Below are 22089 nucleotides of genomic sequence, written 5' to 3'. Positions count from 1 at the left end.
TCGTATGGTTCACTGTTTCCATTATGGGACAGTTGTCCACAAAATGGGAAATTCTTACCCACTGAATCTGACATATCACTATAGGATATGTGATATGTTATAAGCTGGTTCCTACGAGTAAATCATCAGGTTATTGCATGAATAATATTGAGAATCTTACCTCAATGGTGGTCTTTGCCCGTGTTGTAGAGACGCTGAGTTTTACCGAAGCAGCAAGATCGTTAAGACTATCCAAATCTTCCGTCAGCCGCGAGATTGCACAATTAGAAGTAAGATTAGGCACCCAATTGCTCAACCGCACTACACGTAAAATTCAAGTAACAGAAGTCGGGATGAGTTATTACCAATACTGCCATCGGATCCTTACCGAAGCCCAACATGCTGAACATTTTATCCGTAATTTCCATGAAGAACCGATGGGAAGTTTACGCTTGATTGCTCCGGTATCCTTTGGCAGCCAATGTATTGTTCCTGCCCTGAATCACTTTATCGCCGGAAATATTCATATCAGTGTTGATTTGGAACTGACCGACAGAATAATTAATATGGAAGAAGATCAATGCGATATTGCGATTATCATAGGGCGTAAAACGCCACAATATTCACTTGTTATGCCTTTAATTGATATCACCTGGGGACTTTACGCAACCCCAGACTATATAAACCAATTTTCTCCAATAGAGAAACCCGAAGATCTTCCTCGTTATGATTATCTGCTATTTCGTGGCCCTGCGCATACGATTTCCCTGCCATTCCGTAAGGAAAGAAATAAGCTGGATATTGAAGTACGCAGCCGATTTCGCATCAATAACAGTGTGGCGTTAATGAGTTCCGCTCTGTCAGGAGCGGGTATTGCCTATCTCCCCGATTATGTTACCCATGAAGCCGTGGCAGAAGGGAAACTAGTACGACTTCTCCCAGAATGGAGTATGGATATTTATCAGGCATGGATACTGTTTAAATCAGAAAATACGCTATCTTCGCGTGTACAACAGTTTGCAAACTCTTTGCAACGCAAGCTAAGGCAAGATTTGGAGAAAGGGAAAAAAGCGTAACCACTGATATCAAGCGGGTACAACAGCACCCGCCAAAGATATTATCTGTCAGAGGTATCAATAGCCATTACTATTAATCAACAATAATTAATAGTAATTGCCATGACGGTAATCCCAGGTAGTGAAAATGTCGGACATCATTGCCATGATTTTATGTACATCCAACCCCTTGCGGATTAATACCGGACATGGAGTAATATCGCGTTGCCCCTGTTGCAGCGGAACTAATTTACCATTTTCATCGACCATTGAAACCATCACACCTTGTTCATAACGGGTTTGCTCAGTTTCATTTGGCTGGATAGATTTGACATAGTCATTAGCACAGATAATCAGATCGGCCCGCTCCTCTATCCTCTCACCGATACATTCAACCAGCCCACGATTTCCCTTACCTGATGGGTTAGCTGAACTGGCAAAAGAGAACTTGCCATATTTTTCCCACAGTTCTTTCGCCAGGATTTCGCCGGGTTTGCCAAATTTAATGACAAAACAGCTCGTACCACGCCGATCCATCATCAGTTCTTTAGAACCATCATCTGGAATACGGGCTATCGCCTCTTCTTTCCACGGCAAGATACAACCTAATAATACGTCTTCATCCCAATGTCTCTGATAAAGTTCTTCAATTTCCGCGTTAAGCTGAGCCAACTCTTTCAATTGTTCCAAAGAACCACATAAAACAACACCAGGCTTGTTGCGATTACGCAGCTTAGCCTCAAATTTACGCTCCAGACCTTGCGCATCAGATGTCATGATAATGTAGCCAACTTTGGTTGGGCAGACGATCATACCTCCGTCATTAGCGAGGATCTCTACCGCTTCCGGCTGTACCCCATAGTTCCATTGAATTTTTTTGCTGCTCATATTGATACCCCTTACTGGAAACGGAAGAATTATTGATCGGTTAACGCTGGTAGTAGCTGGTAATAGAAGCTGTTGCCAAGGTATTGGCCTGGATCATAAAACGCGCAACGGCATTTGTTGTTTCAGCATCAATTCCCAATTTCTCTACCGATAAGGCATGTACAGTGAAAACATAGCGATGGGCTTTATCTCCCACAGGTGGACAACAACCACCGAAACCAAACAGGCCATAATCATTTCTACTCTGAATTGTACCGGTTGGTAATTCGCTACCGTCACTTTGCCCTGCATTTGCAGGTAAGGATTGTGTTACAACGGGAATATCAAAAGCGACCCAGTGCCAGAAGCCACTACCCGTTGGTGCATCAAGATCATAGACAGTAATCGCAAAACTTTTGGTTCCGGCTGGTGCGTCCGCCCAAGCAAGTTCGGGGGAACGGTTATCACCATTGCCATCAAATTGATTAAATTCATGCTCTTTTTTCAAGAAATCATTATTCTTAAATTCAGTTGAACTAATAATCATGCTTATGTCCCCCATTGGATGCCTTTTGAAATATCCTAACGCAGATTTTCTGTACCGCAAGGCCAGGTTATGATTTTGCTTGATTGTTTCAATTTAGGAACAATATCGGGTTAGGGGTAATAAGTGAGTCAAAAATACCCTGAAATCTAACTATTCAGATTTCAGGGTAAATTCAGAGAAAAGAATTTTAATTTGTGAAATTACAACGTGGTGAAATTACAATGCATCAGCAAATTGCGCTTTCATGATATCCGGCTTATTGAATAACCATCCAACAATTTAAGATTACTATCAACGGATAACAGGTAGTTTTTATTGTCTGTGCTTAAATTAATAGTTGGTGCTATTTGTGACAAACGATGGGTAATGCAATTACTTTTTACTTAATAGCTTTCATAAGACTAATGCGCTGTTGTTCTAATTGACTGGCTTTGTTACATACTTCCGCTTTTAAACGCTTTAATTCTTGTTCCTGCTTTTTCCATTCTGTATCAAAACCATTTTGCATGCCGCCTAGTACTACAGCCGTAATTGCTCTGTCACCATAGGGTTATTCCGACGACGGTAATGACATTGTTGTGCATAGTATTGGTGTCGCCGCCGCCAGTCTGACCAATGTAAAATCTGTTCGACTGCCTCTCCCGTTTTTTCCATCAATTTTGACAACAGCTTACGCAGTTCCGGGATACTCAGGGCTACCAATCCTGCCGGTGTTTTTTTTCTCCCGTATCCGCAAGACCGCCAGCACCGCATGAGCTAATAGCGATAAGGTAATGTGCCGATACCAACTGTGCCATTGCCGCACTTCATAATGATCCAGGCCACATTCCCCCTTCGTTTCCTCAAAACCACTTTCAATTTCCCAGCGATGCCCTGCCACCTGAATCAGGGTTTTCAGGTCAGCCTGTTCTCTGCGGGCATAGACGATATAATAAGCCCGCTCTTGTTTCTCATCCCGGCTGCGCCGAACCAGCAGATAATGACCATAATCCCGCTCTTCCTCACTGAGTTGTAAACGCCAAAGCGGCACCCGAACCCAGTCGTACCAACGTTCTCCCTTTGTCCCCAATCCCGCGGAATGTTTTTCCCAAAACGAAGATGGCAGACTGTCCACAACCTTGTCGGCGCTGGTATATCTGGGCCCTTGCCACCACACGCGTTCATTTTTGGGGATCGCCAGTACAAACGGTTGATATCGGGATTCTAACCAGCACCGCAGACGACGATCTTGACCATACACCGTATCGGCGGTCACCCAACGACAAGAGACGCCGGCATCTAATGCGCGTTCCAACATCTGTTGGGCAAGTTGGGGTTTGGTGGCAAAGGTGACCGAGTCAGGAATGCCAGCGGATTTACAGCGGGGCCGGTTATCTGTCCATTGTTCAGGCAGATATAAGGTCCGGTCAATAAAGGCATGGCCGCCCTGACCGGCATAACAGAGAAAGACGCCTATCTGACTGTTTTCTATCCGTCCGGCAGTACCGCTATATTGGCGTTGGACGCCAGCAGAATGGGTCCCTTTTTTGATAAAACCGGTTTCATCGATGATGAGGATGCCTTGCTCATCACCGAGATGGTCAGTCACATAGTCGCGTAAAATATCGCGAGCCGCTTCGGCATCCCAACGGGCGCGTTCCAGAAAATATTGAATGCCATCAGGCGAGTGTTCACCCAACCATTCCGCCAGTTGCCAGCTATTTTTACGCTCAACATCACTGAGTAATCCCCTGAGATAGGCGAGGCTGCGTTGCTGTGGACTGGCATGGTGAAATAACGGTGTCAGACGCGTGTGTAATGAGAGCAGTTCTTGTTCCCAAAGGTTGACAGGTGAGTGCATTGAACACCTCCCCCTATTTTCAGGAAGAATATATCATGAGCTATCATGCCACAATAGAGTGTACGGGTCATGCTCCCAATAGTTAGATCTGTTATGAAAGATAGTATTCACGCTCAATGAACGTGCCTATCACTTTGTCGTGCATTTCTTCAGATTTGGAGTAGCCAATCGTTTTCCGATTTAGCCGTTTGATGCGAGTACGCAGGGTGAGGTTGGTTCTTTCGATACGCTGCGTGAATTTCTTGCCTCTGAAGTGTTTTTTCTTAGGTAGGCAATCGTAAACGGCATCACCATCTGTACAGTAAAACCGGATAGTAAAATGAGACAGGAGTGCCAGCTTTTTCAACGTTTTCCTGCTGCGATCCCCAAATACATGTGCCACTACCCGTTTCCTATTCGGCTCCCAGGCATACCAGAGCCAGCGCTGATTTTTCTTATTACCGACAAATGACCACTGCTCGTCTATTTCACAGACAATATGAATCTCACTGCCCGCCAGCGGCAGCGTGGTTACTTGTCTTGGTGTGAGTTTTTTAATGTGCGAATGACCGTGTTAATGCCGACTTTCAGAACCCGAGCCGTGTCCCTGACACCGGCGTTATTCATGGCCATATCAATTAATTCGCTCTTTCATACCGGGATGGCAGGCTTGATAGGTATAGTTCAATTGGAAGGTTTTACGGCAAGCATAGCAGTGATAGTGGGGATGCCCAGTACGCCCTTTTCCATGCCCTTTAACCTCGTCTGTTTTATGACAGTAACGACAAATCACATCCACTTTAGCCATATTTCACCCAGAATAAAAAGTAGGGAGTCTATCACAAGATCTAATCATTGGGAGCATGACCGAGTGTACGACTGTAGTACTAGCCCACCAAGAAGAGACAATAATACCTGTTTACCGTCACCATTTTGGTCACTATTTTTACGGCTCATCTCGTTAATGCTATCCTGCAAAATACCACCAAGGCTCTGTTCGATGAGTTTTCTGCCTTCAGGTTCTACCTGTTTGACTGCCAGGGCATTAAAGGCAAAACCATTAGCACGGGTTTCAATCACTCTATCAATCTGTTTAATGAGGCCAGATTCCAATTGAGATAAACGGGTACGAATATGACTTTCCTTACCCATTGTTTCAACTACTACTTTGTCCAGTGATTGGCGTGCATTCATCAAATGACTTAGCGCTTCTTTCTTAACCCAAGGCAAATCCTGACGGAGTGTCTGTTGATATTGCTGGGCTTTGCTACGTTGTTCTGCATTTAGCGATAACGCCTTACCATTTCTGGTTATGGAGCCATCAGGCAATATTTTCAGGTTTCCACTCTCCCCTGTGATCTGGACAGAATTTGGTGTGACAATAATGTCATCATTAAGCGTCGCCTGACATTCAGAATTCGCCTGTGCCTGAGTGACAATGAATTGAGATACAAATAATAATGATGCAGCAATCGTGATCCTGCGTAGCATACATTCTCCTGATTTATAAGGTTAAACACAGACAAATTAAAAGATAGAACGTCCAATACGTCCTGCTAATTTTTCCAGTGCTGCGCAACCTGCCAATGAGTTGCCGGATTTATCCAGTTCAGGCGACCATACCGCAACAGTGAATTCTCCCGGAACGACACAGATAATGCCACCACCAACCCCCGATTTCCCTGGCATACCAATCCTGAAAGCAAATTCGCCAGAACCATCGTACATACCACATGTCAACATAAGCGCATTAATCTGGCGAGTTTGTCGAAGGCTCAAAATTTGTTGGCCGGAACCAATCATACGTCCTTGATTGGCTAAATAAATAAAACATTGAGCTAATTCAACACAATTCATTTTCAAAGCGCAGTATTGGAAGTATGTTTGCAGAACGGTAATGACATGATTCTCAAAATTACCGAATGATTTCATTAGGTAAGCTATCGCGGCATTGCGACTGGAATGCTCCATTTCTGAACGAGCAACGATATCATCATAAGAAATATTTTTTTGCTCTGTGAGGCTACGGACAAACTCCAACATTCTATGCTTAGGTGCACTCAAGCGAGATTGCAGCATATCGCAAATGATCAATGCTCCCGCATTAATAAAAGGGTTACGGGGAATTCCCTTTTCCAACTCCAACTGTACCAATGAGTTAAACGGCTGCCCCGAAGGTTCCGTACCCACCCGTTGCCAGATATCCTCTTCCTTATAACGTGTCATCGCTAATGTTAAGCTCAACACTTTAGAAATGGATTGGATGGAGAAACGTTTTTCCGCATCTCCCGCTTTAAAAACTTGCCCGTCTACCGTACAAATGGCCATTGCCAAATTGTTTACCGGAACTTCTGCCAGAGCAGGAATATAATCTGCTATTTTTCCTTGACCAATCAAAGGGCGTACTTCTTCTAAGATATCTGCCAACAACGAATTAGATAACCTTACCTTCACCACTTTTTCTCCAGACAAACAGGGACTCCTAATGAGCCCCTGCATACAGCGCTATTTTTACGTAATACGCTTTTTCTTATGCAACAGCGAATCAATCCCACCACACATCAAACAATTCTGATGTGATAACGTCTTCCATATCGCGATCTTTCAGCCAATTTTCAACCAATTGACGATGCTCTTCTGTGCATTTGCCGATTTTTTGCAGGCAGACAATGCCTTCCCATTGCAAATAGCCACTGGCATCCAGAGCAAGGCCATTTGGCTCAATCAGTTCTTCAATCAAGGCATCAACCGTGCTATCAACAACCTCAACGGATGTATCAGCCGGAAAATTCCACTTTACAGAAAAACCCAATTCCTGAAACTCATCAATACGCAATTTTTTACGCAGACGACGACTACGGTTTTTAGCCATTATTTTACCCTCTCAAACATTAGATCCCATACACCATGACCTAACCGCTGACCACGCGTCTCAAATTTTGTGACCGGGCGCGACTCAGGACGTGGCACATAATCACCGTTTTCCGATAAGTTGTGATACCCTTCTGCTGTGCTCATCACCTCCAGCATATGCTCTGCATATGGCTGCCAGTCGGTCGCCATATGGAAGACACCACCGATTTTCAGCTTACTTTTAATTAATTGGGCGAACTCAGGCTGCACAATTCTACGCTTGTTATGGCGCGCTTTATGCCACGGATCAGGGAAGAAAAGCTGAACCATTGCCAGGCTCTGCTCTGGGATCATATTGTTCAATACTTCGATAGCATCATGGCACATCACTCGCAGGTTACTAAGATTTTCATCTTCTGCGGATGCCAAACACGCCCCAACTCCCGGTGCGTGAACTTCGATTCCCAAAAAGTTTCTCTCTGGATTTTCGCTTGCCATTGTGACCAATGATGCGCCCATACCAAAACCGATTTCCAACACAACAGGTGCTTCGCGGCCAAAGATCTCTTCCATATTGGACAATTCTGTCTGATAGTCCACACCCATCTTTGGCCACATATTATCAAGTGCTTGTTGCTGGCGACTCGTTAACCGCCCCTGCCGACGCACAAAACTGCGGACACGGCGCAACGCCCTGCCATTTTCATCATATTCCGGTGAAATTACATTATTTATCATGGTACTTTTTGTCAGTTTCTAAAGGCATTTTTTTCAGGCGTCTGGGACTTTATGTACCGCAGGATTGCCCAAAGAGAGCGCAATTATGCAAAGATGGCTGAGTTTATCAAGTTCAGTGTCCATAAGCACAACTTTAATGCTATGTTTGCGTAATGCTTCGAAGCAAAGTTCGGGTTTACACTGAGGTTACACTATGTTGCAATCCCGCTCACAAAACAATTACCAGATATAAAGACAATTATTCTAATGATGGAAGCTGAGCAATTTTCACAAGTGGTACTTGAGTGGTATCACCGCTACGGCCGCAAAACCCTGCCGTGGCAGTTGGAAAAAACATCCTATCACGTCTGGCTTTCAGAGGTGATGCTGCAACAAACTCAAGTTGCGACGGTCATTCCCTATTTCCAAAAATTTATTTCACGTTTTCCCGATATTGTCTCTTTGGCTGCTGCCCCTCTGGACGAAGTTCTCCATTTATGGACAGGCCTGGGATATTACGCTCGTGCCCGTAACTTACATAAAGCTGCACAGCAGATTGTGACATTACACAGTGGCAAATTTCCGACAACCTTTGATGATGTTGTTGCTCTGCCCGGTGTAGGGCGTTCAACGGCCGGAGCCATTCTCTCACTGTCACAAGGCAAACATTTCCCTATCCTTGATGGCAACGTGAAGCGGGTTTTGGCTCGCTGCTACGCTGTTGAGGGCTGGCCGGGGAAAAAAGAGGTTGAAAATCAGTTATGGAATATCAGCACGCGCGTAACTCCTAAGCAAGGTGTCGAATATTTCAATCAGGCGATGATGGATTTGGGCGCTATGGTCTGCACCCGCAGCAAACCAAAATGTGAGATTTGTCCACTCAATACGGGTTGTATCGCTTACGCCAATCATAGTTGGGCAAACTATCCGGGGAAAAAACCGAAACAAAGCATTCCTGAAAAAACAGCCTATTTTTTATTAATGCAACATGGTGATATGGTTTGGCTGGAGCAGCGCCCACTTTCTGGTATCTGGGGTGGTTTGTTTGCTTTTCCGCAATTTACTGATCAATTATCACTGGAACAATGGCTGAAAAACTCAGGTATCTCACACAGCAAACTTGAACAACTGACAGCATTTCGCCACACATTCAGCCATTTTCACTTAGATATCGTTCCTATTAAAATCGATATCTTAACTTTTGATTCCTGCATGGATGAAAGTAAGGGACTTTGGTATAACTTACGTCAGCCAGCAACTATTGGATTGGCAGCTCCCGTTGAGTACCTTTTGCAACAATTGGGTTAAGTTGCCCACTATTTTGAGGATTAATTATGAGCAGAACTATTTTTTGCACTTTTTTACAACGAGAAGCGGAAGGCCAAGATTTTCAGCTCTATCCAGGGGAATTGGGCAAACGTATTTTCAATGAGATTTCGAAAGAAGCATGGAAACAATGGATGAGTAAACAAACCATGCTGATTAATGAAAAAAAACTCAATACCATGAATCCAGAAGATCGCAAACTGCTTGAACAAGAGATGGTAAAATTCCTGTTTGAAGGACATGATATTAAAATCGACGGTTATACACCTCCGGAAAAATAATATTACGACGCTATTCGTATAGATTGGCATAATAAGAGCCATTTTGTATGGCTCTAAATGTTGATTGAAACTTCAATATCCAACAGCATTAATATCCAACGGCATTGTAAAATGAAAAGACTGCTGGCTCTGATCCTCCTTGTTCCACTTTTAATTTCCTGTTCTAGCAAAAAAGACGTTGAATATCACGAAGAATATATAAAAGACACCAATGGATTCGATATTTTGATGGGACAATTTGCCCACAATATTGAAAATATTTGGGGTTTGCAGGAAGTATTAATCGCAGGCCCAAAAGATTACGTTAAATATACAGATCAATATAAGACTCGCAGCCATATCAATTTTGAGACGGGAAACATTACGATTGAAACCATTTCCCCAATTGAACCCACTGAACATTTACGCAAAGCGATCGTTACGACTTTGCTGATGGGAGATGATCCTGGAACTATCGATCTTTATTCCGACGCCAACGATATCCAGATCAGCAAAGAACCCTTTCTATATGGACAAGTTCTGGATAACACTGGTGAACCCATTCGCTGGGAGTGGCGCGCACGTCATTTTGCCAATTATCTGATCCAAAATAAACTGCAAAAACGGCAATCGGGGTTACACGTCATTTGGTCAGTTACCATACAGTTGGTCCCTAACCATTTGGATAAACGTGCCCATAAATATCTTCCTATCGTTCGTAAAGCATCCATAAGATATGGCGTTGATGAATCCCTAATCCTTGCCATCATGCAGACCGAATCCAGTTTTAACCCTTATGCCGTCAGCCGCTCTGATGCTTTAGGGCTTATGCAGGTAATGCAACACACCGCCGGACGAGATGTTTTCAAAATGCAAGGAAAGTCAGGTCAGCCTAGTCGCAATTATCTCTTCGATCCTGAAAACAACATTGATGCCGGCACTGCCTATCTATCAATATTGCAAAATATATACTTAGGAGAAATCAAAAACGCAACTTCGCGTCGATATGCCGTTATCACCGCTTACAATGGCGGTGCAGGCAGTGTATTGCGCGTATTTTCCAATGATAAAAAGAAAGCGGTTCAAATCATCAACTCAATGGAACCTGGTGATGTTTATTCAACCCTGACCAATAAACACCCTGCTGCTGAATCACGTCGCTATTTGATTAAAGTGAACAATACACAGAAAAGCTATCGCAGATAGTTGATAACCAATTAGCTGAAAGCAGAAAAATAACAGATGGAGAGGCGATTGCTTCTCCATTTTGTTTATATTTATAGCTTGTTGTGTGAATTAAAAGCACATGAATAAATTTATGCAGAAAGTGTTTGACGGATTGGGCTGAATACGGTTTAATGCGCCCCGTTAGCCCGGATAGCTCAGTCGGTAGAGCAGGGGATTGAAAATCCCCGTGTCGGTGGTTCGATTCCGCCTCCGGGCACCACTTCAACTTCCAGTGAAGTCCAGCCCAGTCAAACAATTCCTGCTAAATCCAGCAAAATCAACATCCATTCTTATTTTTAGGTCTAGTTTCGTCTGTTGCAATCAAGATGCAGCGAAGGGCATAATTCGGGGCACTTACCGTTCGATTACAAGGATGCCCTTAATAATGAAACTAAACGCCCGGCAAATCGACACTGCAAAGCCCAAAGAAAAAACCTATAAACTTGCCGATGGTGGTGGTCTCTATTTAGAAGTCTCGTCACGCGGCTCAAAATACTGGCGCATGAAGTATTACCGCCCGACCGATAAGAAAGAAGATCGTCTGGCATTTGGTGTTTATCCGGCAGTATCGTTAGCCGATGCCCGCGCTAAACGGGATGAAGCCAAAAAGCTGATGGCACAGGGCATTGATCCCAAAGCCGAAAAGAAAGGCACACCAACGCCCGCCAAAGTCAATTCATTTGAAGAAGTCGCCCGTGCATGGCACGCCAGTAACAAACGCTGGAGCGACAGCCACCGTCAAAAAGTGCTGCGCAGCCTTGAGCAGTCTATTTTCCCGCATATCGGCGCACGCGATATTACCACATTACGCACCAGCCAGCTTTTAGCTCCGGTCAAAGCCATTGATGAGCAGGGCAAACACGATATCGCCCAGCGGCTGCGCCAGCGTATCACTGCCATCATGCGTTATGCCGTCCAGAATGATATTCTGGAGTCCAACCCGGCTAATGATATGGCAGGTGCACTCACCACCACCAAATCTCGTCACCATCCCGCCCTGCCCCATGAACATTTGCCCGATTTTCTGACTCGCTTATCTGCCTATCGTGGTCGCCTGCTGACCAAGATCGCGGTCGAGCTGGCACTGCTGACGTTTGTCCGCTCCAGCGAACTGAGATTTGCCCGCTGGCAGGAAATCGACCTTGAAAATGCGGTGTGGAAAATTCCCGCCACACGAAAACCCATCAAAGGCGTTCGCTTTTCTGAGCGTGGCATGAAAATGAAAACGGATCACATCGTACCGCTGAGCCGTCAAGCGGTCTCGTTATTCAAAGAGTTGAACGTACTGAGCGGCAACTGCGAAGTGGTATTCCCCAGTGATCATGATGCTGCGAAAGTTATGAGTGAAAACACCGTCAATAAGGCGCTACGGGCGATGGGCTATGACACCCAAACCGATGTCTGCGGGCATGGCTTCCGCACAATGGCGCGCGGTGCAATGGGTGAATCCGGCCTGTGGAGTGATGATGCCATTGAACGCCAGCTCAGTCATATCGAACGAAACAACGTGCGGGCGGCATATATTCACACTTCTAAACATCTGGATGAACGCCGGCTGATGGTGCAATGGTGGGCGGATTATCTGGATGCGAACCGGGAAAAGTCAATCACACCCTATGATTTCGCCAAACCACTGCGCGACAGAAAAAACCGCTAGTACAATTTGCAACCCGTTAATTTTCATCGGGAGAAAAACAATTAACGCTGTTCATTAAGTCTTGCTTTTTAAATAATTCGCCTGTCATCAAACAACGTCCACAATGATATTTCAGGGACTGGGTAACAGGAGAAGTGACATGACAGTGGCAGCATTGAAAACAAGCCTGATTCGTTTGTCAGAAGTACAGCGCAGAACGGGTTACAGCAAAGCGTGGATCTACAAACTGATTAGTGACGGTGCATTCCCGAAACAGGTCAAGATTGGCCCGCGTTCCGTTGCTTTTATTGAAGCAGAGATTGATAACTGGATTGCCCAGCGTATTGCTGAATCGCGAGCGGCATAATACAGAAAAGAAGATGACATAAGAAACGTAACATAAAACACAACGCCCCAGTGTGCTGTCACACATCTGAGGCGTCTGACCAACAACCATTAAGCAAGGTAAAAATTATGGCTGATACACAGCATACCCAAACTCGCCCTAAATTTACAGCCCCAAAAAAATCGGGCAATCAAAAACCGCTTGATCTTATCCAAACCGTCAAAACCTCGGCTATGTATTCCTGGCAAAATCTGCTGCCCGCTTGTGGTATTGATATCCCCACAAAGGGAAAGCATGGCGCTTGTCCTATTTGCGGCGGCACCGACCGTTTTCATTTTATCGATGATCACCATCATGGCAACTGGCATTGCCGCCAGTGTGACGCCCCGAACTATGGTGATGGACTGGATTTAGTGGCAAGAACCAAAGGGATCTCTGTTACTGAGGCTGCAAAAGTCGTTGCTAATGTATTGGCGCTACCTTTGCCAGCCCCCAAGCCAGCCAAAGAAACCTATTATCCAACACCACCGATTGCCGAAAAAGTGGCGGCACTGATGGCGCAAACTGTCGCCGGGCAATCGCCCTATCTAACTGCAAAGGGTTTGCAACATCTTGATCAGCGGCTACTGTTTGATAATTCGACAGTGCTGGTACTGACAACACTGGATAAAAAAGTCACAGGCGCTCAAATCATCAAACCCAATGGCGAGAAAAAATTCCTTCCCGGCAGCCAGAAAAAAGGGGCGTTTATTCCCTTGACAGCGCTGGAAGAGCATCCGGAGACGGTAATTATTACCGAAGGTTACGCCACAGCACTCACGGTTAGCCAGCTCTATAAAGGTACTGTTCTGGCGGCGCTGGATGAGGGCAATTTATCTTCTGTTGCCAAAGCCATCCGGGAACGCTGGCCGGACACCAAAATCATTATTGCCGCAGATAATGACTGGCACCGACCCGACGAGCTGGATAAGCACGGTAAACCCAAAGTGAATGTCGGCAAGATCTCAGCAGAAAAAGCTGCCCTTGCGGTGAATGGTTGGGTCACGTTACCACCGACAGAACATAAAGCCGACTGGGACGATTATCGTCAGCATCATGGTATTGAGGCAGCAAAGCAGGCATTCAGTAAATATTTGTATCAAGTGGGGAAATCAATGAACAGTCACGCAACAGAAAACCACAATTATCACAATGTAGAAACGCTTTATCCAAAGCGTAAGACAAAATTACCCCTATCCGTTGGCTCAGAAGGATTTGACGCTCAGTTGGACTATGTTGTTAAAGGTATTATTCCAGCACATTCCTTATGCAGCATTTACGGAGCTAGCGGGTCATATAAAAGTTTTCTGGCGGGTGCATGGGGTTGTCACATTGCCACGGGTAAAGCATGGGCAGGAAAAAAGGTTGCTCAGGGTTCTGTGCTGTACGTTGTCGGCGAAGGCGGGATTGGTGTGCCCCGGCGCATCAAAGCATGGGAAATCGTTAATGATCAGACTGTTAAAAATATGTATCTGATCAATACGCCAGTCTTTCCGGCCTCGCCTGCCGAAGTGCATGAACTGGTGGTCGCTGCCCAACAAGTTGAGTCTGAAACAGGCGAACCGGTACGCCTGATTATTCTGGATACTCTCGCCCGCTGTTTTGGCGGCGCTGATGAAAATGATTCAAAAGATATGGGCGCGTTTGTCCGGGGTTGTGACGAGCTGAAAGCTAAAACAGGCGCAAGCATTCTCGTGGTTCACCATTCCGGCAAGGATGAAAGCAAAGGAGCAAGAGGTTCCAGTGCCTTTCGTGCGGCGCTGGATGTTGAATATCGGATCAACCGGGAAGGGAAAAAAGGCGGCTCGCTGGTTATCACCTGCACCAAAATGAAAGATGCCGAAGAGCCGGAAACCAAAGCCTATGACATGCGTGTGGTTGAACTCTTTACCGATAAAGACGGTGAGGATATTACCTCACTGGTTCTGGTTGACAAGCCGCGTGATCCGGTTGAGGAGGAAGAAATTGAACATATCCCCAATAAAACAGATAACCACACGGCATTATGGCAATGTATCCGGTCGCGCACAGCCCTGAAAGAACCTTGTTCTGTTGCCCTTATACGTGATGATTTAAAATCTATGGGCGTGAATGTGAAGAATTTCAGCCGCTGGTTGACCAAGTTAGAGCAAGAGAGATTGATTATCCGCAATGGACAGGAACTTAGCATTGTTAACCAGAATAATGAAAATTAAAAAGTGAGTCATAAAGTGAGGAGCGGTGAGGAAAGGAAATTTGTGCTTCACCAAATTCCTCACTTTTCTCGCATATATACAGGAAAAGTGAGGAGCATAAATATATTGATTTTTAAGGATAAAAAACTCCCAATTCCTCACCTGTTTTCACAGTGAGGAAAACAAAAAGTGAGGAGAAAAGTGAGAAGCAGGTGAGGAAATATTTTTTCTGGCAGGTGTTTTTCAGCTCTCCGTGCTACCGGGTTAATGTATTAGCCCGGTAGCACGGAGATGACAAGCGCAGCGCGTCAGTATCAATTTGAACGATCAAAATGATTGTGCGAATAAAATGCTTATTACATTAACTGACCGCATTTTCAGAAATTGCACTTATCATATGAGTCCAAGTTCTCTTTCTAATTTTTTGTAAAAATTCAATATACTATTTAGATCTGTTCTCCATTCAGATATTTTGTTCCCATCCTCAGTTTCTGTATAGCGAGGCTCTATGAAATCATTTATTCTATCAGGAGAAAAACCGGGGCAATCATCTATAAATAAAGTTTGATTTTGTATAAAAATCTCTTGTTCTTTGAAATAAATTATCCATATAAAAATAAAATTGACACTACTAGATTCATACATAGAGACAGCTAATGCAGCATGATCTTTTTTATATAGGCCTTCTTTAAGAGATTTCAGCCAACTTTTCTTATAATCATGTATATTCCAATAGGTTATTGGTAGATGGAATTCCTCTTTAAAATCATCAATAATGATTGACGATGGTAAAGCTGGCTCTCCGAAAAATTCAATAACAGAATTTTTTGTTACAATATCAAACATAATTTAATCCTTAATCCTATTTAGTTCACTATCATAAGTACCCATTCTTTTACCTTTTTTATCCATCATTTTCCAACCATTAGTAATGTTGTGTCCATCTACATCTGGTGTGATATAAGTTTTTGTTTTTTTGTTGTAAAACACAGTTTGTCCATGAGAGTTAAAAGGTGCTTTCTGTGCTGGAATTCGTTGGTCATAACCTAATTTTTTAGCAGCTTCAATAGCATCTTTACCTTTAAGTGACGCGCTCAAATAAACATAAACCGCCGGCACGCCCTCAATCGGGAAAATCAGAATATAATCCCGGAAATCACTCTCCTGTACCGGTGTAGTCGTCTTCGTTGGCCCGCGGTCTGTTCCATCCGATATTGGCGTTTCTGTTTTGTTCCCCGCCATTTCATTCGGATCTTGCTGCGGGTTACCCATCACACCGTCCCGCCACGTTGGCTGCTCTGGGATTTCCAGGCCGGGTGTTTGACCGGTCATGCTCGGATCATCAAGCGGCACGGTGTTGACATTGATTGGCGTACCATGCTGGTTAAAATATTGAGGTAATTCCTGCGGTGATAATGCCTTATACATTGACGACGCGTTAGTGTACCAGACCAGTATAGGCGAATCCGCGCCATCCTCCCGAAATTCGTATGTTCCCGGTGCGGTTTGCTTCACGTGACGCACTTTAACCGTATCCATGCCACTTCCTTCGCGGGTATGGTAACCAACCACCTTCACTTTTCCGCTCTTCTCATCCTCCACAAAACGATAGCGAACACGGGTCTCTGCACGGCCTTTTTGATCAGCCAGTTGTTTCAGTCTTTCGAGCTGGTGTTGAGCCGTGTCACTGTCAGCGCCAAATGCCCGTTTCAGAGCCCCCCAGGCTAACTGTGCCCGGTCCGTCGGTGTGGAAGAGACAATGGCGGCCATGAACAGCTTCTCTTTCTCAGAAATCAGTGGCGGAGCGCTTTCGGTTTCCCATGATCCATCGTTATTACTCGCCGTACCCACTGCCGCACCCAATGCCATCTGCGTTTCCATTGCCTGAAACACCAGCGGATGGGCTTGTGCCGGTGGCACCACTTGATCAAGCAGCCATCCTATCGGCACCATATACCATGGCGGCGTGTTTTTATTCTGCGCCGCAGAAGCCGTTGCGGGTGCTGGCAGGTAAACCTGCAATTGACCAAAATTGGCTGCGGGCTCGGTTTCTGTACCCGCATCGGTGCAACCCAAAGGTTGCAGGCAGGATTTTGCAAATACTGGTTTCACAATACGTTCGACGGCTATCACATGCCGGCGGTTATGTTCGGGTATCACCGTGATGCCCGGATATTCGCGGTCAGTGTAATATTTTGTTTGCAGGGCTTCTTCTGTCCAGCCTTCGATCTTCGGCAGTCCATCACTGAGTTCGCCCGGCATAATCGCGGGGGAGGAACCCGATGCTTTTTCATTTTCCACCGCTGCAACAGAATGTTTTTCAACCAATTGGTCGGCCAGTTTCTGCGCATTCACATGCAGGGTCATAGGAAGTGGTGATAAATTTTCTTCCCGCAGTATTCCCTGACCATTCGTTACGCCATTGGCCTTGATCACTCCATCCCTGCTTTTCAGGTGATAGGGAATACCGATTAATGGCTTGCCCTGATTATCCAATAACTGAAATTCCAGCCAGTGTTTGAATGTATTGCAGGGAACACAATCTAATCTTCCTGTGTCACTCATTCGGTTAAATCCTTTATTGATTAAGTACATTGTGCATCAATCTCGCTTCCTGCCAGAAAGTCATGGAGGGTTAGCGCCTGTAAACGTGAACCCTGTTGGCGGTGCTGACGCAGCCATTTTTCAAGGTCACGGATCAAAGTACCTTCGGGCGTATCCCGTTTCAGTGCCAGTTCGCCCTGTGCTTCCCACAGTTCATACATCAGCGTTTTTGCGAGTCCTTCCAGTGCAAAATCGGACTGTTCCCACGCGGCAATCAGGTGCGGCTCCAGTACAAAAGGGCGTTCAATCTGGCTGAACGGGCATTGTACCGGTCGAAGAAAAACCGTCGGTTCAGGCATATCCACCATCAGCTCAGTGACCGGGTTAAGCAGAGATGTCCAGTCTGTCGGCTGCATCGCGGGCATCAATACCCGCAGAATACGCGTATCCATGAGCCGGAAGACAACCTGTTCATCCCGCAGGGTCACGAGCTGGTGACGTTGCCAGTGATCCAGTTGTGCCTGCCAGCCGGCCTCGCTACGGTATGCCCAGCCCCAACTGCCGTCGCTGAATGCGCGGCGGTCGAGCAGACGAGCAAGGGTGGGCAGACAGTCCATTTTCGGCTGAATAAGCCACGGTCCCTGCTCCATCAGGTGAGCAAGCGATGTACCGCTATACAGGGGAAAAGCCTGTTCAACCCAGTTGTTCACATAGAGAGTGTTGACAGGATTAGGCACCGAAAGCGGGTTGATCATCAGGTAAACTGGCGATTTGTCAGATCCGCCCAGCCAGGTTGCCCAGCTTGTTTTTTGGGTAGAATCAGTCATGACTGTCCTCCCTGCGGGGCTTTAATCACCCAGGCTGCATTCTCCTGAGCCTGCAATGCACAATATTTTTTGACCGGAAATTCCACCTCCGGCAATGGCTCCACCCCCTCCGGTAATTGCAGTGATACCCCGCGCCCGCTGCCGCCTGAACCTTGTCCAACATTAATCGGTGAGCAGAGAATGCCAGCCGGTGTGACTTTCAGAAAACTGCCACCCACTTTCAGGGTGATTTCGGCTGCCGCTTCCAGCACCACTTTGCCGCCGCTTTTCAGATGGATTTCCTGTCCGCTGTCAATCACAGTCGCGTCGCCGGTCTGGATATGCTGGCTGCCGGCAATCCGGTGAGAGACATCCCCTTCGGTGGTGATTTTGCGCGAACCGGCGACCTGATGATGGTCATCGGCGCGGATATCGTGGTAACGGTTGTTATCGATGCGGCTCTTCTGGTCATGTTTGATATGCCAGTAGGCATCGTTTTCGATATGGGCAGTCAGGTCTTTCTGGCCGTGGAGATAGATTTCTTCGCTGTCTTTCGCATCCTCGAAACGCAGTTCGTTAAAGCCTTTGCCTTTGTGGGTTTTGGTTTTAAACGTGGTTCGGGTTTTTTGAGCCGGCAAATCCAGTGGCGGGCGGTTCAGGCCGTTATAGACACAGCCGGTGACGATGGGGCGGTCGATATCGCCGTTCAGGTAGGAGATAATCACCTCCTGCCCGATACGGGGTATCGCCATAAAACCAAAACCGTTACCGTTCCAGCCCTGAGCCACGCGTACCCAGCACGAGGCACCATCATCCGGTGGGTCGTAGCGGTTCCAGTGAAAATGGACTTTAATCGCCCCGTCTTTATTAACGAAGATTTCCTCACCTTCCGGACCGACCACGATGGCAGTTTCATCGCCATCTGCCAGAGGCTTGTAGTGGAAAGGCGGACGATAATCATCCAGACCGGAAATAAAACTGAACTGGTTGGAAAGTGTGGTGCCTTCACCGCCACTGTCTCCCAATGCCTGCGGGCAGCGCCCGTGGTGGCTGATACCGACCACCTGCCAGCGCACATTAAGCAGTTTATGGGGATGATTTTTTATCTCGAAGATTTTACCCGGCATCAGTTTGATGCAGTTACTGCTACCGCTGCCGGTCTGTTTCTGGTTATCCAGCGCTTCCTGCCGGTATTTTAAAAATGGGATGGCGGCGGCATCTTTCTGAAAACGCCCGTAACTTTCAAACACGGTATAGGGGGTCTGGCTACCAAAATCGCGGAAACCTTCGCTGCTGTGCATATGGGAGAGGTGATAGCGCGGGTTTTCCGGGTTGAAATCTTTGTGCAGGCTGCGTTGCGGGCTCATGCCGACGCCTAACCGTACCTGATAAATCGTATCTACCCCGTGCGCGGTTTCCGGCTGGGGCTGGTATTGCAAGGGAAGACCAGCCGTCATGCCCAGATGGCTGTCACTGAAAAACAGCGTTTCATCCTCAAACCAGAAACTGATACCTTCTTCCGCGGCTAACCGGCTGAAAAAAGCATAATCGGATTCGCGTTTCTGGGTCACATATTCCCTGTCCTGATGCGCATCGTAGAGCTTTGAATCGGCTTTTACCCGATGTTTTTTCAGCAGGCTGTTTAATATCGCCGGCGCATTTTGCCGGTGATAAATCCGGCTGTCTTGATTGAGCGTCAAACGCCAGCAGGCAGGGCGGATGGTGACGGTATAGCGCGTCTTGTTACCATCGGTGCCTACCCAGTCCGCATGGGAGATGATGCCGGTGATTTTGCGTTGCTCGGTTGCCCCGTGAAAGATTTGCAGTACCGCTTCCTGCATCAGCAGCGAGGCCAAATCAATCTCCGCCTGTGGTTTAAACGGATTCAGGTTGCCCGTTCTGACCAGTGTCAGATTGAGGGTAAAGAGTTCGGATAATCCCTCTTGCAGGGAAAACTCCCCCACAGCAAAAGTGTCTTCCGGCACACCGGCGATGTGGCAGACAAAGCGTAATCCACTTTTCATGTTAATGTTTTCCTTATGGTTGACGTCATGCGTTCCTTAATCGGTTACATGGCCGGGCGTAACCCATCGACATGCCAGAACTGCCATAGCACCTTGTGACTGTCCGGAGTGAAAATCTCCAGCATGACAAACGAAGATTGGGTGATAAAACAAGCCAGTGCCTGATTGATTAACCGGCAGAAGCGATACATTTCTCCCTGATTACGATAACAATCAGGGTTCAACGTCAGTGAGAGTAAATGCCCGCGAATGGGGCGCCCCCGCCGCATCCGGTCAGTCAGACGCTCTTCCACCTGTACAATGCCGTCAATGTGTTGGCGGAACTGGCGGCTCAAGGGGCGATGCGTGTCAGCATACGGGTCAAACAACCGGAGAAACTGTTTCAGGCTGTCGGTGGCAAACAGCATCATCGGCGGGCTGGAGAGGCAGGAGAGCAGCGGCCAGCCGTTATTTTCCTGTAACAATGGTGGATAATCGGTCATCACCGGAATAATATTCTGCACATCAAGATGAGACGGCGAATTTTCTTGCGTCACGGTAATAGTATCTTGCGTTAATCCCAGCGCCTGTTCATGGTAGCCAGTGAAATAACACGAAACCTCAATGGCAGGTAAGTTGTTTGCCGGTTTACCGGTCAAATCAAAAAAACACAGCCGATGTTGGATCCTGCCCAGAAAATCCTGCTCGGTCTGGAGCTGGTAGTAAAACGTGTCGGGCTGTGCATCGTCATCGAAAAAACACCCTGCGGGAACAAACTGCTCAATCGGCAGCCAGTGATAAGGCGTGCCACGCTGCTCACTGTCTTCGGGCTGTACCACCACCTGAACCTCCCGCAGCCGGTACAAGCACACCGATCCCCCCAATGGCAGCGGATAGCGGTGATTACCGGCTTCCAACCGGACAGGCGGGCTGGTCTGGTTTTCCAGATGGATCGCCGGCACACAACCCAACAAAAATGCTCCCTCGACATCATCCAGTGGCAATTCCCCCCCGAAACGCAAAATCAGCTCAAACGTGCCATCGTCATTCAGCGGGACTTTTGCGCAACTGCTGCTGATATCCAGCGTGACAAAGTTATACAGTTGGGATAGTGCATAATATTCCACCAACGGTTGCAGGCCGGAATACGTATTTTTGGGCACAGGCAGCACCGGACTATCAAGCAGATCATGCCAGCCATAAGGAAAACCGCGCAGCTTTCGCTGCTTGCCCTGCGTGTTCAGGCTGACCTCACAAATATGTTGATCCAGCCACAGGCTGAGCTGGGCGGCCTTTTCGGTGTCAGTGCCAAGGAAAAAAGATAAGGCTCCGCTTTGCCAGAAAGAAGACGCCGAACCGGTTTGGCATAGTGTCAGGATGATTTCACTGTGAGTGCCCGTTTTCCTGACTGCGCGCTCCTGGACAATCAACGGTTCAATCTGTAAAGGACGGCAGGTTTTAAAGTTGATCAATTGCCTGTTAAGGCTGGCAGACACCGATGTACTGATCGGGATCTCGGCAGTGCCCTGATGTTCATTATCCGTGGGCGTAAATTGTACTATTGTCGTCGGTGGAATAGGGGACAGGGCTAACGGCCAGATACGGGAGAGAATGCCGTGAACAATTTCGGGCAAATTATCCTCCAGCTTGTCCCGCAGATTGGCAATCAAAAACGCAAAGGCTTCGAAAACACGGGCAATATCAGGGTCATGAGAGGAAACCAGAAACTCAGCCAGATGCGGTGACTCTTTCGCGATGTGCTCAGCCAGCTCTCTCAGGTAAGCGCGCTCTTTTAGATAAAGCGATTCTTTGTTGTTTTTCATTGAATTTAACTTGTGTTTTATCAATTAGGCTTCAGTATCATGCTGAATCTCAGCGAGATAAAATGCAT

Annotated in this window: 20 protein-coding genes, 1 tRNA gene and 2 pseudogenes; 9 read left to right on the top strand and 14 right to left on the bottom strand. The window is 46.6% G+C overall.

Annotation, left to right across the window (positions count from 1 at the left end):
• The first annotated feature begins 137 nt into the window (after positions 1-137).
• Positions 138-1055, top strand: coding sequence for a LysR family transcriptional regulator (locus ACE1SE_RS05130; protein ID WP_374052924.1), 918 nt, complete (start codon positions 138-140; stop codon positions 1053-1055).
• Positions 1056-1142: 87 nt separating this feature from the next.
• On the opposite strand, the gene ACE1SE_RS05125 is transcribed toward ACE1SE_RS05130, so the two are convergent.
• From ACE1SE_RS05125 to trmB, 9 genes and pseudogenes are all read right to left on the bottom strand, one after another.
• Positions 1143-1922 carry an L-threonylcarbamoyladenylate synthase gene (locus ACE1SE_RS05125; protein WP_374052923.1) on the bottom strand — a complete coding sequence of 260 codons (780 nt, stop codon included), beginning with the start codon at positions 1920-1922 and terminating at the stop codon, positions 1143-1145.
• Positions 1923-1962: 40 nt separating this feature from the next.
• A complete protein-coding gene (locus ACE1SE_RS05120; protein ID WP_374052922.1) occupies positions 1963-2448 on the bottom strand; it encodes a YbhB/YbcL family Raf kinase inhibitor-like protein in 486 nt (161 codons plus the stop codon).
• Positions 2449-2967: 519 nt separating this feature from the next.
• The gene (locus ACE1SE_RS05115; protein ID WP_167450507.1) at positions 2968-3114 is read right to left on the bottom strand and encodes a hypothetical protein; all 147 of its coding nucleotides are present in this window, start codon (positions 3112-3114) and stop codon (positions 2968-2970) included.
• Between the two features lie 4 nt (positions 3115-3118).
• A complete protein-coding gene (locus ACE1SE_RS05110) occupies positions 3119-4288 on the bottom strand; it encodes an IS701 family transposase (RefSeq protein WP_338802982.1) in 1170 nt (389 codons plus the stop codon).
• A 91-nt stretch (positions 4289-4379) separates the two neighbouring features.
• Positions 4380-5075 (bottom strand): annotated as a pseudogene (locus ACE1SE_RS05105) (IS1 family transposase).
• A 44-nt stretch (positions 5076-5119) separates the two neighbouring features.
• Entirely contained in the window at positions 5120-5758 is a 639-nt protein-coding gene (locus ACE1SE_RS05100) for a DUF2884 family protein (protein WP_374052921.1), read from the bottom strand.
• A 36-nt stretch (positions 5759-5794) separates the two neighbouring features.
• Complete coding sequence (gene glsB, locus ACE1SE_RS05095; protein ID WP_374053595.1) at positions 5795-6721, bottom strand: glutaminase B; 927 nt, start codon at positions 6719-6721, stop codon at positions 5795-5797.
• 91 nt (positions 6722-6812) lie between these two features.
• Positions 6813-7139: a YggL family protein gene (locus ACE1SE_RS05090; protein WP_374052920.1), complete on the bottom strand. Its 327-nt coding sequence runs from the start codon at positions 7137-7139 to the stop codon at positions 6813-6815.
• Positions 7139-7858, bottom strand: coding sequence for a tRNA (guanosine(46)-N7)-methyltransferase TrmB (gene trmB, locus ACE1SE_RS05085; protein ID WP_374052919.1), 720 nt, complete (start codon positions 7856-7858; stop codon positions 7139-7141). The genes ACE1SE_RS05090 and trmB overlap by 1 nt, the downstream gene beginning before the upstream one ends.
• 246 nt (positions 7859-8104) lie before the next feature.
• Between trmB and mutY the strand changes: the two genes are divergently transcribed.
• The 8 genes and pseudogenes from mutY (at position 8105) to ACE1SE_RS05045 (ending at position 14866) form a co-directional block, all read left to right on the top strand.
• Positions 8105-9145 (top strand): A/G-specific adenine glycosylase, encoded by a 1041-nt coding sequence (gene mutY / locus ACE1SE_RS05080; RefSeq protein ID WP_374052918.1) that lies wholly within the window; start codon positions 8105-8107, stop codon positions 9143-9145.
• Between the two features lie 26 nt (positions 9146-9171).
• A complete protein-coding gene (locus tag ACE1SE_RS05075) occupies positions 9172-9444 on the top strand; it encodes an oxidative damage protection protein (RefSeq protein ID WP_374052917.1) in 273 nt (90 codons plus the stop codon).
• Between the two features lie 111 nt (positions 9445-9555).
• Complete coding sequence (gene mltC, locus ACE1SE_RS05070) at positions 9556-10629, top strand: membrane-bound lytic murein transglycosylase MltC (protein WP_374052916.1); 1074 nt, start codon at positions 9556-9558, stop codon at positions 10627-10629.
• A 165-nt stretch (positions 10630-10794) separates the two neighbouring features.
• Positions 10795-10870 (top strand) — tRNA-Phe (locus tag ACE1SE_RS05065).
• A 165-nt stretch (positions 10871-11035) separates the two neighbouring features.
• Positions 11036-12307, top strand: coding sequence for a tyrosine-type recombinase/integrase (locus tag ACE1SE_RS05060; protein WP_374052915.1), 1272 nt, complete (start codon positions 11036-11038; stop codon positions 12305-12307).
• A gap of 139 nt (positions 12308-12446) precedes the next feature.
• The gene (locus ACE1SE_RS05055; RefSeq protein WP_374052914.1) at positions 12447-12653 is read left to right on the top strand and encodes a helix-turn-helix transcriptional regulator; all 207 of its coding nucleotides are present in this window, start codon (positions 12447-12449) and stop codon (positions 12651-12653) included.
• Between the two features lie 107 nt (positions 12654-12760).
• Positions 12761-13027 (top strand): annotated as a pseudogene (locus tag ACE1SE_RS05050) (primase-helicase zinc-binding domain-containing protein); the annotation flags it as partial.
• Between the two features lie 159 nt (positions 13028-13186).
• Positions 13187-14866 (top strand): AAA family ATPase, encoded by a 1680-nt coding sequence (locus ACE1SE_RS05045; protein ID WP_374053594.1) that lies wholly within the window; start codon positions 13187-13189, stop codon positions 14864-14866.
• Between the two features lie 372 nt (positions 14867-15238).
• Here the strand turns inward: ACE1SE_RS05045 and ACE1SE_RS05040 are convergent, their stop codons facing one another.
• From ACE1SE_RS05040 to ACE1SE_RS05020, 5 genes are read right to left on the bottom strand one after another with little or no spacing between them, the layout of a single operon-like run.
• The gene (locus ACE1SE_RS05040) at positions 15239-15691 is read right to left on the bottom strand and encodes a hypothetical protein (RefSeq protein ID WP_374052913.1); all 453 of its coding nucleotides are present in this window, start codon (positions 15689-15691) and stop codon (positions 15239-15241) included.
• Positions 15692-15694: 3 nt separating this feature from the next.
• On the bottom strand, positions 15695-17410 hold the full coding sequence (locus ACE1SE_RS05035) for an S-type pyocin domain-containing protein (protein WP_374052912.1): 1716 nt from the start codon (positions 17408-17410) through the stop codon (positions 15695-15697).
• A gap of 20 nt (positions 17411-17430) precedes the next feature.
• Positions 17431-18216 carry a DUF4123 domain-containing protein gene (locus ACE1SE_RS05030; RefSeq protein ID WP_374052911.1) on the bottom strand — a complete coding sequence of 262 codons (786 nt, stop codon included), beginning with the start codon at positions 18214-18216 and terminating at the stop codon, positions 17431-17433.
• Complete coding sequence (locus tag ACE1SE_RS05025) at positions 18213-20219, bottom strand: type VI secretion system Vgr family protein (RefSeq protein ID WP_374052910.1); 2007 nt, start codon at positions 20217-20219, stop codon at positions 18213-18215. Before ACE1SE_RS05025 ends, ACE1SE_RS05030 begins: the two co-directional genes overlap by 4 nt.
• A gap of 44 nt (positions 20220-20263) precedes the next feature.
• Positions 20264-22021, bottom strand: coding sequence for a type VI secretion system baseplate subunit TssF (locus ACE1SE_RS05020; RefSeq protein ID WP_374052909.1), 1758 nt, complete (start codon positions 22019-22021; stop codon positions 20264-20266).
• Positions 22022-22089 lie beyond the last annotated feature (68 nt).

It is taken from the genome of Xenorhabdus taiwanensis, from assembly GCF_036512875.1.
Taxonomy (GTDB): Bacteria; Pseudomonadota; Gammaproteobacteria; order Enterobacterales; family Enterobacteriaceae; genus Xenorhabdus; species Xenorhabdus taiwanensis.
This window is presented reverse-complemented; position numbering and strand designations above follow the sequence as displayed.